17 protein-coding genes and 2 pseudogenes are annotated in these 15,565 nt (G+C 61.5%); 14 read left to right on the top strand and 5 right to left on the bottom strand.

Annotated elements, in window-relative coordinates:
• Window positions 1–217 precede the first annotated feature (217 nt).
• Together HT578_RS09110 and HT578_RS09105 are read left to right on the top strand one after the other, a co-directional pair.
• On the top strand, window positions 218–1,153 hold the full coding sequence (locus HT578_RS09110) for a 2-hydroxyacid dehydrogenase (RefSeq protein ID WP_129927481.1): 936 nt from the start codon (window positions 218–220) through the stop codon (window positions 1,151–1,153).
• On the top strand, window positions 1,150–2,439 hold the full coding sequence (locus HT578_RS09105) for a glycerate kinase type-2 family protein (RefSeq protein WP_026002710.1): 1,290 nt from the start codon (window positions 1,150–1,152) through the stop codon (window positions 2,437–2,439). The genes HT578_RS09110 and HT578_RS09105 overlap by 4 nt, the downstream gene beginning before the upstream one ends.
• On the opposite strand, the gene HT578_RS09100 is transcribed toward HT578_RS09105, so the two are convergent.
• The 5 genes from HT578_RS09100 to ligK all read right to left on the bottom strand — a co-directional run bounded on the left by HT578_RS09100 (window position 2,414) and on the right by ligK (window position 7,180).
• The gene (locus HT578_RS09100; protein ID WP_165418735.1) at window positions 2,414–3,058 is read right to left on the bottom strand and encodes a nucleotidyltransferase family protein; all 645 of its coding nucleotides are present in this window, start codon (window positions 3,056–3,058) and stop codon (window positions 2,414–2,416) included. The two genes, HT578_RS09105 and HT578_RS09100, sit on opposite strands and share 26 nt — an antisense overlap.
• Window positions 3,059–3,229: 171 nt before the next feature.
• A complete protein-coding gene (locus tag HT578_RS09095; RefSeq protein WP_017184813.1) occupies window positions 3,230–4,447 on the bottom strand; it encodes an MFS transporter in 1,218 nt (405 codons plus the stop codon).
• Between the two features lie 144 nt (window positions 4,448–4,591).
• Complete coding sequence (locus tag HT578_RS09090) at window positions 4,592–5,461, bottom strand: amidohydrolase family protein (protein WP_026002709.1); 870 nt, start codon at window positions 5,459–5,461, stop codon at window positions 4,592–4,594.
• Window positions 5,458–6,513 (bottom strand): 4-oxalomesaconate tautomerase, encoded by a 1,056-nt coding sequence (locus HT578_RS09085; RefSeq protein ID WP_026002708.1) that lies wholly within the window; start codon window positions 6,511–6,513, stop codon window positions 5,458–5,460. Before HT578_RS09085 ends, HT578_RS09090 begins: the two co-directional genes overlap by 4 nt.
• On the bottom strand, window positions 6,506–7,180 hold the full coding sequence (ligK, locus tag HT578_RS09080; RefSeq protein ID WP_026002707.1) for a 4-carboxy-4-hydroxy-2-oxoadipate aldolase/oxaloacetate decarboxylase: 675 nt from the start codon (window positions 7,178–7,180) through the stop codon (window positions 6,506–6,508). The genes HT578_RS09085 and ligK overlap by 8 nt, the downstream gene beginning before the upstream one ends.
• A 102-nt stretch (window positions 7,181–7,282) precedes the next feature.
• On the opposite strand from ligK, the gene HT578_RS09075 reads away from it, so the two are divergent.
• The 12 genes and pseudogenes from HT578_RS09075 (at window position 7,283) to HT578_RS09020 (ending at window position 15,560) form a co-directional block, all read left to right on the top strand.
• The gene (locus HT578_RS09075; protein WP_017184809.1) at window positions 7,283–8,452 is read left to right on the top strand and encodes a LysR substrate-binding domain-containing protein; all 1,170 of its coding nucleotides are present in this window, start codon (window positions 7,283–7,285) and stop codon (window positions 8,450–8,452) included.
• Window positions 8,453–8,516: 64 nt separating this feature from the next.
• The gene (locus tag HT578_RS09070; protein ID WP_213503714.1) at window positions 8,517–9,023 is read left to right on the top strand and encodes an NAD(P)-binding domain-containing protein; all 507 of its coding nucleotides are present in this window, start codon (window positions 8,517–8,519) and stop codon (window positions 9,021–9,023) included.
• Between the two features lie 51 nt (window positions 9,024–9,074).
• A complete protein-coding gene (gene tnpA / locus HT578_RS09065) occupies window positions 9,075–9,443 on the top strand; it encodes an IS66-like element accessory protein TnpA (protein ID WP_039396105.1) in 369 nt (122 codons plus the stop codon).
• On the top strand, window positions 9,440–9,781 hold the full coding sequence (gene tnpB / locus HT578_RS09060; protein WP_079731921.1) for an IS66 family insertion sequence element accessory protein TnpB: 342 nt from the start codon (window positions 9,440–9,442) through the stop codon (window positions 9,779–9,781). Before tnpA ends, tnpB begins: the two co-directional genes overlap by 4 nt.
• Window positions 9,782–9,854: 73 nt before the next feature.
• Window positions 9,855–11,495: pseudogene (gene tnpC / locus HT578_RS09055) on the top strand (IS66 family transposase).
• Window positions 11,492–12,130: a plasmid pRiA4b ORF-3 family protein gene (locus HT578_RS09050; protein WP_039396108.1), complete on the top strand. Its 639-nt coding sequence runs from the start codon at window positions 11,492–11,494 to the stop codon at window positions 12,128–12,130. The pseudogene tnpC and the gene HT578_RS09050 overlap by 4 nt, the downstream one beginning before the upstream one ends.
• Before the next feature lie 33 nt (window positions 12,131–12,163).
• Window positions 12,164–12,583 (top strand): annotated as a pseudogene (locus tag HT578_RS09045) (DUF1932 domain-containing protein); the annotation flags it as partial.
• Window positions 12,580–13,602 (top strand): amidohydrolase family protein, encoded by a 1,023-nt coding sequence (locus HT578_RS09040; RefSeq protein ID WP_017184807.1) that lies wholly within the window; start codon window positions 12,580–12,582, stop codon window positions 13,600–13,602. The pseudogene HT578_RS09045 and the gene HT578_RS09040, both read left to right, overlap by 4 nt.
• Window positions 13,599–13,895, top strand: coding sequence for a DUF2218 domain-containing protein (locus HT578_RS09035; protein ID WP_017184806.1), 297 nt, complete (start codon window positions 13,599–13,601; stop codon window positions 13,893–13,895). Before HT578_RS09040 ends, HT578_RS09035 begins: the two co-directional genes overlap by 4 nt.
• On the top strand, window positions 13,892–14,305 hold the full coding sequence (ligA, locus tag HT578_RS09030; protein ID WP_026002706.1) for a protocatechuate 4,5-dioxygenase subunit alpha: 414 nt from the start codon (window positions 13,892–13,894) through the stop codon (window positions 14,303–14,305). Before HT578_RS09035 ends, ligA begins: the two co-directional genes overlap by 4 nt.
• Window positions 14,305–15,168 (top strand): class III extradiol dioxygenase subunit beta, encoded by an 864-nt coding sequence (locus HT578_RS09025; protein ID WP_017184804.1) that lies wholly within the window; start codon window positions 14,305–14,307, stop codon window positions 15,166–15,168. The genes ligA and HT578_RS09025 overlap by 1 nt, the downstream gene beginning before the upstream one ends.
• Window positions 15,168–15,560: a hypothetical protein gene (locus tag HT578_RS09020; RefSeq protein ID WP_017184803.1), complete on the top strand. Its 393-nt coding sequence runs from the start codon at window positions 15,168–15,170 to the stop codon at window positions 15,558–15,560. Before HT578_RS09025 ends, HT578_RS09020 begins: the two co-directional genes overlap by 1 nt.
• The last annotated feature ends 5 nt before the right edge of the window (window positions 15,561–15,565 follow it).

Here is a 15,565-nt window from a genome sequence, read left to right as displayed (position 1 = left end):
CGATCGAGCGAAAGGCCAACCTTCTTGTAAACGGTTCTATATCGAAGTATGTTGTGAAGAGCAAGAATTAGGCATGCGGCGGACAATTCCTTCCGGTCTTTAGCCGGTGGTCAAGCCGTTGGCATTACGCTGCCATTCCACAGTAGTTGGGGGGATTTCCTTGTCGCAAGAGGTTGGTTCGCTGCAGGCTCGTCCGAGGGTCCTGGCGACATATGCAATGCCCGCCAGGGTTGTCGGGGAAATTCAATCTTTCGCCGATCTTTCGATCCTTCCCGGTGAGTCCGCTCCTGAGCGCGTTCTTGAGAATTGCAACGGTTTTGACGCTCTCATCTGCACCTTGATGAACAAGGTGACCGCGGATTTTATCGATCGGTTACCCCCTTCCATCCGGCTTGTAGCGACTTACTCCGTGGGTATCGACCATATCGATCTCAGGGCGCTGCAAGCTCGGAGAATAGCATTGGTGAACACGCCCGACGTGCTCACCGAAGCCACGGCGGACATAGCCTGGCTCCTCCTCCTCGGAGCGGCCAGGCGCGCAAGCGAAGCGGAGGCTTTGTTGCGGTCGGGGATGTGGACCGGTTGGGAACCGAACCAGCTCGTCGGTACGGATATTCACGGCTCGACCTTGGGTATTCTCGGTTTTGGCCGGATCGGCCGCGCGGTCGCTCGCCGAGCGGCAGGGTTTGGCATGAACATACTGACCTCGGTCCGTTCATCGTCCGCGGGTGATCCACCCCCTCCCGGGACGATCATTTGTTCATCGATGGAGGAAGTCCTGGCTGGCAGCGATTTTCTATCTTTGCATTTGCCATTGACCGAGGAGACGCAAAACTGGCTCAATGCAGAGCGCATAGCTTCGATGAAATCTGGTGCGATCGTGATCAACACGGCACGGGGAGGGTTGATCGATGAAACAGCCCTGATTGCGGCGTTGCAATCCGGCAAGCTCGGCGGCGCCGGGCTCGACGTTTTTGTCGGCGAGCCCGATATTCGCCGCGATCTTGTAGAGGCACCTAACACCTTCCTCCTGCCGCATCTCGGAAGTGCGACGAGACGCGCAAGGGAAGGTATGGGCTTAAGCTTGGCGCGCGATATCGCCGCTTTCTTTGCCGGCCGGCCGGTCGAAAATGGCGTAGGTGTCTCGAAATGAGCGCGCTCGTTGATCTCGAGGCGAGGCAAAGGGTACAGCTTGATGCTCTCCTGTCGACAGCATTGAACGCTGCCGGCGTCGAAGGCAAGCTTGAGCGCTTTCTCCCCTCAGTTCCTCTCGGTCGAACCGTCGTCATCGGAGGGGGCAAGGCCGCGGCAGCGATGGCGAATGAGCTTGCCAGACTTTGGCCGGCCCCGCTTTCCGGCGCCGTCGTTGTGCCTTACGGCCATCAATCGCCTTCCTATTCCGGTCCAATTCAGATTTTGGAGGCTGGTCACCCGGTTCCCGACGGGAACAGCGTGGTGGCTGCGGACCGCATGATGGAGTTGGTCAAAGATCTTTCTCACGATGATCTCGTCATCGCGCTGATGTCTGGCGGGGCTTCGGCGCTTCTTGTCGGCTTGCCCGAAGGCGTCAGCCTTGAAGATAAGCAAGGACTGAACAAGGCCTTGCTGAAAAGCGGGGCAACAATTTCCGAAATCAATGCGGTGCGCAAGCAGATTTCCACGGTGAAGGGCGGCCGACTGGCGCATGCGGTAGGTAAGGCGCGCCTGCTCACTCTTGCCGTCTCAGACATACCGGGAGACGACATTCGCAAGATCGGGTCTGGTCCGACGATTGCCAATGCGGCGGAAGCCGTTGCGGCGACACCGATTCTCGAGCGATATGGCATAGATGTTCCGGAATCCATCAACCGGCACCTGCGGAAGGGTTTGGATAATCCCTCACCTGACGATCGATCAAGACGGGCAGGTGATAGTGCGTTCCTGATCGTCAAGCCGGGCGATATTCTCATTGCAGCAGCCCGGTGCGCCGAAAGCGTCGGCTACAAGCCGATCATTCTGGGGGATGACCTGGAGGGGGAGGCGCGTGAATTGGGTTCCGCGCATGCAAAGCTGGCGCTCGAAACGCTTCGAGCGGGGCGTAGGGCATGCATTCTGTCCGGCGGAGAGACGAGCGTGACCGTCTCCGGCCGAGGCAGAGGAGGCAGGAACAGCGAATATCTTCTGGGCTTTGTGCTGGCGACAGCGGGGCAGGAAGGGATTGCGGCGCTGGCAGTCGATACCGATGGCCTGGATGGCGCCGGCGACAATGCGGGAGCTGTTGCGTTCGCGTCGACCTTGACGCGCGCTGCCGGGAAGAAACTGGATGCTGCGGCCTATTTGCGCCGCAACGATTCCTATAGCTTCTTCGCTGCGCTGGACGATCTCGTCGTAACAGGACCCACATGCACGAACGTCAACGATTTCCGGGCCATTCTCATCGATCCGGTGATTGATCGCTAAGCTTGGTCGGTAGTCTGGTTAAACCATCGTGCCTCTGATTCCATTGACTTTGTGCGGCCGCCAACGCTGCCGGTGTGTCCAGGTCAAAGTGAATACCGGGATCGTCAATATGGATGGGAACGACAGACGCGCGATATTTTTCGAGAAGTGAGCGTGCGCCAGTATCACCTGAGAGATTCAGCAGCGCGGGGAAAAAATCAGAACCCCATGTGATCGGATTCCCCCTTCGCCCATCGCTTATAGGAACCAAAATCGTCGATGGGGTCGCTTGCTGAGCCATCCTTTGCAAGAGGCTTGCCGGGACAAATGGCATGTCGCCCAGACAAATGATCGCAGCACGCGTATCTTGCGGCAGCGCGGAGATCCCAGCGATCAATGAATGGGCCATTCCCCGACGGGCGTCGGAAGCTCGGGTCTGGCATAGTTCGCGCTTCCCAAGGATATCCCTGAGTTCAGCGGCATCCGCGTCCGTTACGATATGAGGCGGCGGTAAACCCGCCTGTTCGATTGTATCGACGATATGCGCCAGCACTGGCCGTCCGCCCAGATTGGTCCGGAGCTTGTCGAAGCCCATCCGGCTCGAACGGCCGGCGGCCAGCACTATCGGTCGCACGCACATGTGCATTCGTCTTTAGTAATTGCCGGAGAGCACGTCATGCGCCCAGCGGTTGGATAGGTTCGTATAGGGGTGCGCTACCCTTTCCGATCATACTCCCGTCCCATTCCCGCACAGCCATCTCCAATCCTCCCCACCATTTCCGCGACTGGCGGTTCATGTGTTCAGATGGCGTTAGTGGATATTTGCACCATCGTCGATCATGCCGCCCGTCGGCTGGATGGTAAGGAGTGTTATCAAAGCAAAGATGACGCAGGCCAGGCCGAGAAGGGCAAAGTACCACCAGATACCATTGGCCAGTAAAGAGAAGTAAATTGCGGGTACGAAGAACGCGGCGGCAGAGCCGCTCTGGACGACAACACCGTTAGCCAGGCCAACAATAGCGGTGTTCTTGAGAACGCGTGGAATCATGATCATGACCACCGCCACCATCGTACCAGGCGTGGCGAAACCCCAGACCATCAAGCTCACAATCGTTAAGGTTACGCTCGATTGAGGCAGGAAAAGAGAGATGCTCGCCATACAGGCTAAGACGGATATGGTTGCGGCAACGAGCTTGAACGAGTGACCGCGGGAGAGAAGAAAGCCGGTCAATATCCCTCCGCAGATACTGGCGATATTCGAGATCGCTACGGCAGCAGATCCCATGGATACGGAAACACCAAGAGTCTTGGCCATGTATTGAGGCATGACGATATTGACGCCAAAACCAGCGATGGTGAGTATCGCGAATGCGGCCGCCAACCGGAGTACGCCCGATTCTCCGATCACCGCCCGCAAGGCGTCGTCGTTGCCAGCGGTTCCGCGGGACGTCTGTCCAGGCACCGGGAGCAAGCCGACGGAAAGGGCAAGGCCGGCTGCCGCCGCACCATGAATGACGAATGGCAGACGCCAGTGTTCGGTTGCGGAGAATGGAGCGGCAAGGAGCAGACCGGCGCTTATGCCTGCGGCGAAATAGGTCGACCAGAGCGCCATGGCCCCGGTTTGCCGTTTTCCCGATGTAGTCATGATGAGGAGCGAAGGAGCGGCAGCGGTGATCGCTACAAAGCCGATACCTTCGATCAGACGTGCCGCTTCGATCAGGCCCAAGCTGTCGCTTATGTAGCAAATGGCGTTTGCGATCACGATGAGCACACATGCGCCAGCGAGCATGGGCCGAGCACCGTACCTATCGACTGCTGACCCGCCCAGGGTTGAGCCGAGTGTGGGAGCAATGAACAGGAGACCGATAATCCAGCCGATCTCCTGCGGAGAAGAGCCGAGCGCCTTGCCCATATCCGCTGCGATCGGCGCCATCTTGCCGGCGGACGCTATGGCAAGCAGACCGTAACAATAGACAAGAAAGATTGAGCCCCAGCCTGCGCTTTCGGCTTTCGATGTCGTGACGGTCATAAGGTATCCCCCTCTATGCCCGCCCTCCGTCTGCGTGAACTCAACTGCGGAACCGCCGCAGCCTGGTTCAGACTGGTTGGCGGCTATCGATCTCCATGCCAATGAAGCGCATGCCCCCGTTTCGACGGTGACAGCATCCATGCTTTAATCATGCCAGTAGAGTCTGGCCGGGTTGTCCACGAGCAGGCGATGTTGCAACTCAGGCGTCGGTGCGATGCGGGGGATCATATCGACCAGCGCGCCATCGTCCGAAATTGCATCTTGCATGTTCGGGTGCGGCCAGTCGGTGCCCCACAGGACGCGATCCGGATAGTCTTCGACAAGGGGGCGCACGGCCTGTGCGAAAGCATCCCATGGCGGGCCGCTGCCATCGAGGCGGTCGGGACAGGTCACCTTGGTCCAGATATCGTCGCGGCTGTCGAGGAGTGCCCGGAAGACACGCATATCCGGTCCATCCGGTCCTTGCGTGACATCGGGCCGCCCCATATGGTCGACGACGATCAGCGTAGGGATGGCGTCGAGGAACGAACGGAGTTCTTCCAGGATATCCGCCTCGAAATAGACGACGACATGCCAGCCGAGGCCCTGGATGCGACGGGCGACCTCAAGGAATTTGTCCTTGGGCGCATCGTCGACCAACCGTTTCAGGAAGTTGAACCGCACGCCGCGAATGCCGCCTTGGTGCAGGTTTTCAAGTTCGGCATCGCTGATGGCTGGATCGACAACCGCTACCCCGCGCGCGCGTCCATCGGATTTTGCGATTGCATCCAGCGTCGCACTGTTGTCCGTGCCGTGGCAACTGGCCTGCACGATGACGTTGCGGGAGAAACCGAGCCTGTCGCGCAACGCGAACAACATGTCCGGCCCGGCATCTTCGGGAAGATATTTGGCCTTCGCGCTGAAGGGGAACTGCGCCATCGGTCCGAAGACATGGCAGTGCGCATCGACCGCGCCGGCGGGTGGTACAAACCGCGGGCGTGAGGGATCGGCGTGCCAGCTTACGATACGACTCATGCGAAAATCTCTCCATCCATAAGCTTGCGCGCGGTACGCAAGATGGCGGCGCTGGTGACCTGGCCGTCTGCATCCGTCTCCATGACGCAGCTCATCTCGCCGGTAGGATGCTCCACCGACAGGGTCTTGCGGGCACCGCCTGGGATTGACGCGACCTGCGCGGCGGGCGATCCCTCGATCAAGCAGGCGGTGGCGACGCTGACCGCGCCGAGAACACCGATCGAGGCATGTGCGCGGTGGGGGATGAAGCTGCGTACCGTGACGGCGCCTCCGTCGCGCGGTGGTGCAACCAGCATCATCTTGGGTACGGATTTCTCGCGCACGTCGCCGAGGTTCATTCGTTCGCCGACGGCAAGGCGGATCGCCTCGATCCGTGCCTTGAGATCGCTGGCGCCGTCCAGCTCGTCACGACTCTCGTAGCCGGCCGCACCGACGTCTTCGGCCTTCATCACGACGCAGGGCATGCCGTTGTCGATCAACGTGACCGGCACGCCGTTCACGATGTCACAGGCATTTCCGGTAGGCAGCAGCGCGCCGCAGGATGAGCCTGCCGTTTCGCGGAACTCTAGCGGGATCGGAGCCGCCGTGCCCGGTACGCCGTCGATCCTTGCCGCCCCGTCATAGCGCACGCGCCCTGACGGTGTTTCGATTGTCGCCACGGCAATCTGGCCGGTGTTCATCATGTAGATGGTGACACGCGTCTCGCTGTCCTGTGCCGGCACCAATCCGCGTTCGATCGCGAACGGACCGACGCCGGCCAGGATATTGCCGCAATTTTGTGCATCGGTAACGATAGGCTTGTCGACGAATACCTGAAGAAACAGATAGTCGACATCGATGCCGGGACGCTCGGATTTCGAGATCACGGCCACCTTGCTTGTCAAGGGATCCGACCCGCCCATCCCGTCGATCTGGCGGGGATCGGGCGATCCCATCGCGCGGAGCAGGAAGGCGTCGCGTGCCGCGATATCGGCAGGGAGGTCATCTTTGAGGAAATAGCCCCCTTTGGATGTGCCGCCACGCATCCACATGACGCGGGTGGGGTCAGACATATTTCAGGCCCATTTCGGCGAGGCGGCCACGCATATCGTAAATGTCGAGGCCGAGTTCCCCGGCAGCGAGCCGTTGACGCTTCGTTTCCTCATTGGCTTCGCGTGCCTGGGCCTTTGCCAACACGTCGGCGGCGCGTTCGCGCTCGACCACACAGACCCCATCGTCATCTGCAATGATCACGTCACCGGGACGGATCACGGCGTCTGCGCAAACGACGGGGACATTGACCGATCCCAGCGTCGCCTTCACCGTACCCTGTGCGAAGATGGCCTTCGACCAGACAGGAAAGCCCATGGCCGTCAGATCGCGCACGTCACGTACCCCCGCATCGATTACCAGCCCCCGGCAACCCCGTGCCATCGCCGAGGTGGCGAGAAGGTCTCCGAAATAGCCGTCTTCGCAAGGCGAGGTGGGGGCGAGCACGAGAATGTCGCCGGGCTGCAGCTGCTCGATGGCGACATGCACCATCCAGTTGTCCCCGGGAGGCGCGGAGATGGTGACCGCCGAGCCCGCGATACGGGCGCCTGCATAGATCGGGCGCATGCGGGAGGCGAGCAGCCCTGTGCGGCCTTGCGCTTCATGGACCGTCGCAACGCCGCAAGAGGCGAGGGCGTCGATTACCGGCGCTTCCGCTCGCTCGATAGATTGGACGACTAAACCCGACACAACGCTCTCCTTGGCAACGATAACTGGGAGAATGCGCGCCGTTCCGTCCTTGCAGCAAATCCGTTCTTTGCCCGATGAATAAGAATTTGCTAATCGTGCAGCATGGAACGGCTGGACGTGAATCTGCGGCATCTGCGCGCCTTTCTGGCGATCATGGAAAGTGGAAGCGTGACGGCAGCCGCGCGTGAGGTTCACCTTACCCAGCCTGCAGTGACGCAGGGAATCGCCAAGCTGGAGTTGCGGTTCGGGGTGCCGCTTTTCGAACGGCAGCCGCGCCGCATGATCCCCACGGATGAGGCACGAATCCTGGCGCCGCGCGCTACCGCGATCATTCGGCTTCTGGGGCAAACGCGCGCGACGGCGGCGCAGGTTTCCGCTTTTCTCGGCTTATCGCGAGCGGGAAGTTATGCAAATGCTGCGACGGCCATGGGTCTGAGCGAAGCATCGCTGCATCGGGCGGTGAGCGACCTTTCGCTCGCTTTGGGACAGGATCTTGTGAGGCGGCGCGGCAAGGGTGTTGTCCTGACGGCGCGCGGCTTGGCGATGGCGCGCAATTTCCGGCTCGCGCTTGCCGAGCTTCGATCGGCGGATATTGAGCTGGCCGCATTGCGAGGCCACGAAAGAGGGCGCATCACGATCGGAGCGATGCCGCTTTCGCGTGCGCGCCTGTTACCGAGCGCCGTCGCAGCGTTTCATCGCGCGAAGCCGGATATCGATATCGTCATCATGGAGGGCTCCTATGCCGAGCTGACGGGGCCGCTGCGTGACGGCGATATCGATATGATGGTCGGTGCGGCGAGGACAAATATATCGGCAGATATGGCACAGAGAGAACTTTTCGACGATCCGCTCATCATTCTTGCCGGCGCGCACCACCCGCTGGCGCAGGCCCGCCGGCCCCCGACGATTGCGGCGCTCGCGCGGTATCCATGGATCGTGGCCGCGGCTGGTACGCCGTTAAGGGCGCATTGGCAGTCGATGTTCGAGGAGGTCGGCGTTACGCCACCACGCGTGCCGATGGAATGCGGCTCAGTCATGATCGTCCGGCAAATTCTTGTCGAAAGCGATTTCCTCACTCTGCTGTCGCCCGATCAGGTCAGTGTGGAACTGGAGGCGGGGTGGCTCGTGAGAATTGCAGGCCCGGTGCGTCCGATGTCGCGCACCATCGGTTTGACCGTCCGATCGGATTGGCGGCCTACGCCGGCACAGGCTGCTCTGATCGAGGTTATCGAGGAACAGGCCGCAGTGCTGCGCGACGAACACACTTCGTAATTTCTAATGCATTAGGTGCCAATCCGATTGGCGGTGCGTGGACGGTTGCCGCTAATCTCGGCAAATGGATCAGATTGCTGTCGCTTTGATTGGTTTCGGAGAAGCGGGCCGCAGCTTTGCGGAAGCAGGGTCCTGGTCGACTTCGGCGCGTGTCTTCGACGTTTTGACCGATGATCCGGCCAGCGCCGACCGCAAGCGTCGTGAGTATCTGGCAGCTGGCGTTGCGGGAAGCGACACGCTTGCCGATGCGGTGAGCCGCTCGCCGCTGGTGCTTTCGCTGGTGACGGCAGATCAAGCCGTCGTGGCCGCGCGCGCCGCCGCCTCGCTGGTCGCTCCTGCTGCGATGTTCTGTGACATGAACAGCGTGGCGCCTGAAACCAAGCGCATCGCCGCACAAACGATTGAAGCTGCCGGCGGGTGGTATGTGGACGTGGCGGTCATGGCGCCGGTCAATCCCGCCAAGCTCTCCGTACCGCTGTTGCTGAGCGGCGTCAGAGGGAGCGACGCGGCGGCGGCACTGGAGCGGTTGGGTTTCACGTACCCATCCGGTGAGCCCCGCCTTGTCCGGTGAGTGAACGACCGGTCTTAAGAGCGCTCGTATGAGCGAGCTTAGGAGCGCAGCATGGGGCAGATTACGGTGATGACGGGGCCGGAGCGGCGGCGTCGGTGGCGGGACGAGGAGCGCTTCAAGATCCTGGCCGAGGCCTTCGCGCCGGGCGCATGTGTCGCGGACGTAGCCCGGCGGCGGGACGTATCGACCAGCCTGATCTACACCTGGCGGCGCAATCTGCGACGCGAACAAGCCAAAGGGGCATCCCTTCCGATGGTGGAGGCAGCCTTTGCCCAGGCGGTCCTCACTAAGGACGAGAAGGTGGACGGCTGTGATCGCTGCGGCGTGATCACCGTCGAACTGGGCGAAGGTCGGCGCGTTCGCATTTCGGCCGAAGCTCCCGCTGCACTGGTCACCGCGACCTTGAAGGCGCTGCGGTGATCCCAGCGGGCGCGCGGGTGTGGATCGCCATGGGGCACACGGACATGCGCAAAGGGATGCAAGGGCTGGCCTTGCAGGTCCAGCAGGGCCTGAAGCGCGATCCGCATGGGGGCGACCTGTTCGTGTTTCGCGGACGGACGGGATCGCTGATCAAGATCATCTGGCACGACGGGATAGGCATGTCGCTCTATTCCAAGCGGCTCGAGAAGGGACGCTTCGTGTGGCCCTCGGCGAAGGACGGGATCGTCTCGCTGACCAACGCGCAATTGTCCTGCCTGCTGGAAGGGATCGACTGGCGTAACCCGCAGTATTCCTGGCGCCCGCAGAGCGCCGGATAGACCAGCCACTTTCTTCGCCTTCCGGCGCATTTTCGGCTTCAATGCTGCGCCGATCTGTGATTCCATGCTCGTCATGGACACGGCCGCATCGCCCCTTCCGGACGACGTCGAAGCGCTCAAGGCGCTGCTGTCCGCCGCGCTTGAACGCGCCGACGAGGCCGAGGCGCGCCTCGCCAATGCCAGGGCCCGCGAGAGCGCGACCGAGGCGATGATCGCCCACCTCGCTGCAGATCGCCGCTGCGCCGCGAGCAATATGGCGCCAGTGCCGAGCGCAGCCGTCGACTTCTCGACCAGCTTGAGCTTCAGTTGGAAGACCTCGAGGCCGATGCCTGCGAGGATGACCTAGCCGCCGAAGTTGCCGCCGCCAGGACAGCCGACGTTGCCGCCTTCGCGCGCAAGCGGCCGAGCCGTAAGCCGCTCCCCGCACACCTCCCGCGCGAGCGCGTTGTCATTCCCGCACCGTGTTCATGCCGGTCCTGCGGCGGCGTGCGCCTGTCGAAGCTGGGCGAAGACGTGACCGAGACGCTCGAAGTGATCCCGCGCCAGTGGAAGGTGATCCAAACGGTACGCGAGAAGTTCTCGTGCCGGGATTGCGAGGCGATCACGCAGCCTCCAGCGCCGTTCCATGTCGTGCCGCGCGGATGGGCCGGCCCCAGTTTCCTCGCCATGCTGCTGTTCGAGAAGTATGGCCAGCATCAGCCCCTCAACCGCCGTGCCGAGCGCTTCGCGCGCGAAGGCGTGGCGCTCAGCACCTCGACGCTGGCCGACCAGGTGGGCGCGGCGGCCTTCGCCCTGATGCCGCTCTATCGACGGATCGAGGCGCACGTGCTTGCGGCCCGGCGGCTGCATGGCGACGATACAACCGTGCCGGTCTCGCCAAGGGCAAGACCGATACCGCGCGCCTGTGGGTTTACGTCCGCGATGACCGGTCCTTTGCCGGCAGCGATCCGCCCGCAGCCCTGTTCCACTATTCCCGCGACCGGCGCGGCGAGCATCCTCGGGCGCATCTGGCGTCCCGGGCGGGATTCTGCAGGCTGATGCCTATGGCGGCTACAACGAGCTCTACGCGCCCGGCCGTCAGCCCGCACCCGTGACCGAGGCGGGTTGCTTTGCGCATGCACGGCGCAAGTTCTTCGAACTCGCCGACGTCGAGGCCGCCGCACGCAGGAAGAGCCGCGGCGAGCGTACCGGCATGATCTATCCGATCGCGTTGGAAGCTGTGCAGCGCCTCGATGCCCTGTTCGAGATCGAGCGTGGCATCAGCGGCAAGGCCACCGAAGAGCGCCTCGCCGTCCGGCAGGACCTCAGCGCACCGCAGATGGCGGATCTGCACGCCTGGCTCACCGCCCAGCTCGCGAAGCTCTCGCGCAGCCACGATCTGGCCAAGGCCATCAACTACATGCTCCGACGCTGGGGGGCCTTCACCCGCTTCCTCGAAGATGGCCGGATCTGCCTCACGAACAACGCAGCCGAGCGGGCGCTGCGCTGCGCCCTCGGGCGCAAGGCATGGCTGTTCTGCGGCTCCGATCGCGGCGGACAGCGCGCCGCCGTGCTCTATACGCTGATCCAGACCGCCCGGCTCAACGATGTCGATCCGCAGGCCTGGCTGGCCGATGTCCTCGCGCGCATTGCCGAGCATCCCGTCAACCGGATCGACGAACTGCTCCCCTGGAACTGGCAAGTCCGGCCCGGAGTGCTATCGCAGGTGGCATGACCGCCCGATCGACAGACAGGCCCACAGCCACCGACAGTTTCCTGCAGATCGCAAGGCTGCGCATCGAGCTTGAGGACAGCGATCCGCCAATCTGGCGCCTGGTCGAAGTGCCGACCTCGGTCACTCTCAAGGTCCTGCACGACATCGTGCAGGCCGCGATGGGATGGTTCGATTACCATCTCTGGGAGATGCGCATTGACGACCAGACTTATGGCCTGCCGATGGAAGACGACTGGGGAACCGCTCCGCGCAAGATTGCCGCGCGCATCCGCCTGCGCGACGTACTCGCTCCCGGCGCGACCACGATCGCGTATTCCTACGACTTTGGTGACGACTGGCAGCACACGCTCACCTTGAGCGACGTTCGGCAGGGAGATCCGGCTCTCGCCTATCCCCGCTTCATCGGCGGCGAGCGCGAGTGTCCACCCGAGGATTGCGGCGGGATCTCCGGCTTCTACGAGATGCTGGAGATCAGGTCTGATCCCACGCACGAGCAGCATATCGAAATCAACGACTGGCTCGACGGCTACGACCCGGACGAACTCGACATCTTGCCGATCGAAGCGGGGCTCGCTCGTATCGCTGTCAGACGCAACGCCGCAGCAAAGCGCATCATCAAACCAAAGGCGACCTAGCCACGGCCACTGCGGCCTTCACCGGATGGGTACGGTTTCACGAATATCCGGGTAGTGGGCGACAAGGTCGGTCAGGCCTCGGCGATCAAGATGATCCGTTCGGTGATGGTGAAAGGTATCGAAGCCCTCACCGCAGAATGCGTGCTCGCGGCGGAAAGGGCAGGGGTCACGGCTGAAGTGCTCGGCTCGCTCGGCCCCGAATGGGATGCCAAGGCGGACTATAATCTCGACCGGATGATGGTTCATGGCCTGCGCCGCGCCGCCGAGATGGAAGAAGTTGCGCTCACGCTCGAAGGGTTGGGGGCAGCAAGCGGGATGACTCGCGAGGCTGTCGCGCTGCATCGCCGTCTGGGTCGATTGGGGGTCACACCTCCGCCGGAAGGGCTTTCCGCGAAAATCGAGAAAATCACCGATCTGGAATCCAAACTAGTGGGGAGGGTTGACGCCGCATGAGTCTGATTATCGACTGCCATGGTCATTATACCGTGCTGCCCAAGGGGCACGATGCCTGGCGAGAGGAGCAGAAGGCGGCTTTCAAAGCGGGCGTGCCTGCGCCGGCCTATCCGGAGATTTCCGACGATGAAATCCGTGACACCATCGAATCCAACCAGCTTCGCCTGATCAAAGAGCGTGGCGCCGACCTCACGATCTTCTCTCCCCGGGCGTCTGCGATGGCCCCGCATGTCGGTGATGCCGGTGTCGCGAAGGAATGGGCGATCCGCTGCAACGACCTGATCTCGCGCGTGGTCGGCCTTTATCCGGAAACTTTCGTTGGCGTGTGCATGCTGCCGCAATCGCCCGCAGCCGACATGGTGAACAGCATCGCGGAACTGGAACGCTGCGTCGATATGGGATTTATCGGGTGCAATCTGAACCCCGACCCGGGCGGCGGCCATTTCCAGCATCCGCCGCTGACAGACCGTTACTGGTATCCCTTTTACGAGAAGATGGTGGAGCTGGACGTTCCGGCGATGATCCACGTGTCGGGCAGCTGCAATCCCGCGATGCATGCCACGGGCGGATACTACATCGCGGCCGACACGATCGCCTTCATGCAGTTGCTCGAGGGAGATCTGTTCAAGGATTTCCCCACCTTGCGCTTCATCATCCCGCATGGCGGCGGTGCCGTCCCCTATCATTGGGGGCGTTACCGGGGCCTGGCCGACATGCTGAAGAAGCCGGCCCTCGATGCGCATCTGATGAACAACATCTTCTTCGACACCTGCGTCTATCACCAGCCAGGCGTCGACCTGTTGGCCGATGTGATCGACAACAAGAATATCCTGTTCGGTTCGGAAATGGTCGGTGCGGTGCGCGGCATCGATCCTACCACCGGCCATTATTTCGACGATACCAAGCGTTATGTGGACGCGCTCGTGATCAGCGACGCGGAGCGTCATGCGATCTTCGAAGGGAACGCCCGCCGGGTTTTTCCGCGGCTCGATTCCCGATTGAAGGAGAGAGGGCTGTGAGCTTCGTTTCGAAAGCCTTCGTTTCGACTGCTTCCGGTGACAAATATGTCCAGCAGCTCATCAAGCATTGGAGCCACCGGTTCGAGACGTCCTATGCCGATGGAGAAGGCCTAGTCCCCTTTTCTGACGTGGCTTCAGCGAGCTTTACCAGCGATCCGGAGGGTATCCGTATCGTCCTGCGCACATCAGGCGCGGAAGAGGCTGAAACCCTGCGGGGGGTAATCGAGAGCCATCTCGACAGGTTCGCCTTTCGGGAAGCCCCTTTGTCTTATACCTGGGAGGATGGGCGGTGACTGGTCGAACAAGGGATATTCACGCCTATTTGGCCGAGTTCGACGATATCCCCGGCACGCGGGTCTATACGGCAAAACGTGCCCGGCAGGGCTATTGGATGAACCAGTTCGCGATGAGCCTGATGAAAGCCGAAAACCGTGAGCGCTGGAAAGCCGATGAGCGTGCCTATATCGATGAATGGCCGATGACCGAGGATCAGAAGCAGGCCGTTCTGGATCGGGACTATAATCGCTGCCTCGATCTCGGCGGCAATATCTATTTTCTGGCCAAGGTCTTCTCGACGGATGGGCTCAGCTTCCTACAGGCCGTCGGCACGATGACCGGCATGAGCCCCCAGGACTATCAGGCGATGATGATTGCCGGCGGCCGCTCGCCTGAAGGCGTCCGCTCGATTCGGGAGAAAAGGTGATGGCCCGCATTTCCGCCGGCGTCGCGACAAGCCATATTCCCGCGATCGGCGCCACGATCGACAACGGCAAGACGGGCGAGCCTTATTGGGCGCCGGTATTTGCCGGCTATGACTGGTCGAAGCAATGGATCGCCGAAGAAAAGCCCGACGTAGTCATCATTGTCTACAATGACCATGCGTCGGCTTTCGACATGCGGATAATCCCCACTTTCGCGATCGGCTGCGCCGATCGCTACGGTATTTGTGATGAAGGCTGGGGACCGCGGCCGGTGCCGGAGGTGATCGGGCATGCAGACCTTGCTTGGCACATTGCGCAAAGCCTGATCCTGGACGAGTTCGACATGACCATCATCAACGAGATGGACGTCGACCACGGCTTGACCGTTCCGCTCAGTCTCATGTTCGGTCAGCCCGAGGCCTGGCCGGTAAAGGTCATTCCGATTGCCGTGAATGTGGTCACATATCCGCCGCCATCGGGCAACCGGTGCTGGCAATTGGGCGAGGCGATCGCGCGGGCAGTGGCGAGCTTCCCCGAAGATCTCAACGTGCAGGTCTGGGGTACGGGTGGTATGAGCCACCAGTTGCAGGGGCCTCGAGCGGGCCTGATCAATGCGGAATGGGACAACCGCTTCCTCGATTTGATGAGCACAAATGACGGGGAGACGCTTCGTACCATTCCCCATATCGAATATCTGCGCGAGACGGGCTCCGAAGGCATCGAAATGGTGATGTGGCTCATCATGCGCGGGGCGCTGGGCCGCATGGTCAAGCCATTGCATCGGCACTATCACGTCCCGGCGTCCAATACCGCGGTCGGACATCTCATATTGAGGCCGGCTGAGAGTTCGTCATCGGAGGTCTAGTGGACTTCGAAGACCTCAAGGCCAGAGTGATCGAACTGCGTGAGACGCAACAATCGATCGCCTCGGTTGTCCAGGACCAACCGCCTGACTGGCGGAAGGAAGTGGTTCGTTTGAGGCTCGAATTGTCGCGCAAGCTGGGCTTTGTCAGCAATTCTACGAATGACTGGCAAGCGCACGCGAGTGCTTCGGCTGCCTGGTCGCGGTTTCGCAAAAACCTGTCGGTCTTGCGCGCCGCGCTGGCTGAGCATCAAGCTCGCTGGCCGGCGGTGGCGCTAGACGAGAGAGCGACTGATTTTCAGGCGTCTACTCGACGCATACGCAAGGCCTTTGATGACCTCGAGCAGGGGCTCGCTGAACTGCAACTGGCTGCTTCGCGAAGCAACCCAACATAAGGAAA

The sequence above is a fragment of the Novosphingobium decolorationis genome, from assembly GCF_018417475.1.
GTDB lineage: Bacteria > Pseudomonadota > Alphaproteobacteria > Sphingomonadales > Sphingomonadaceae > Novosphingobium > Novosphingobium decolorationis.
Note: the sequence above shows the minus strand (reverse complement) of the source record. Positions and strands in the feature narration are given on the sequence as shown.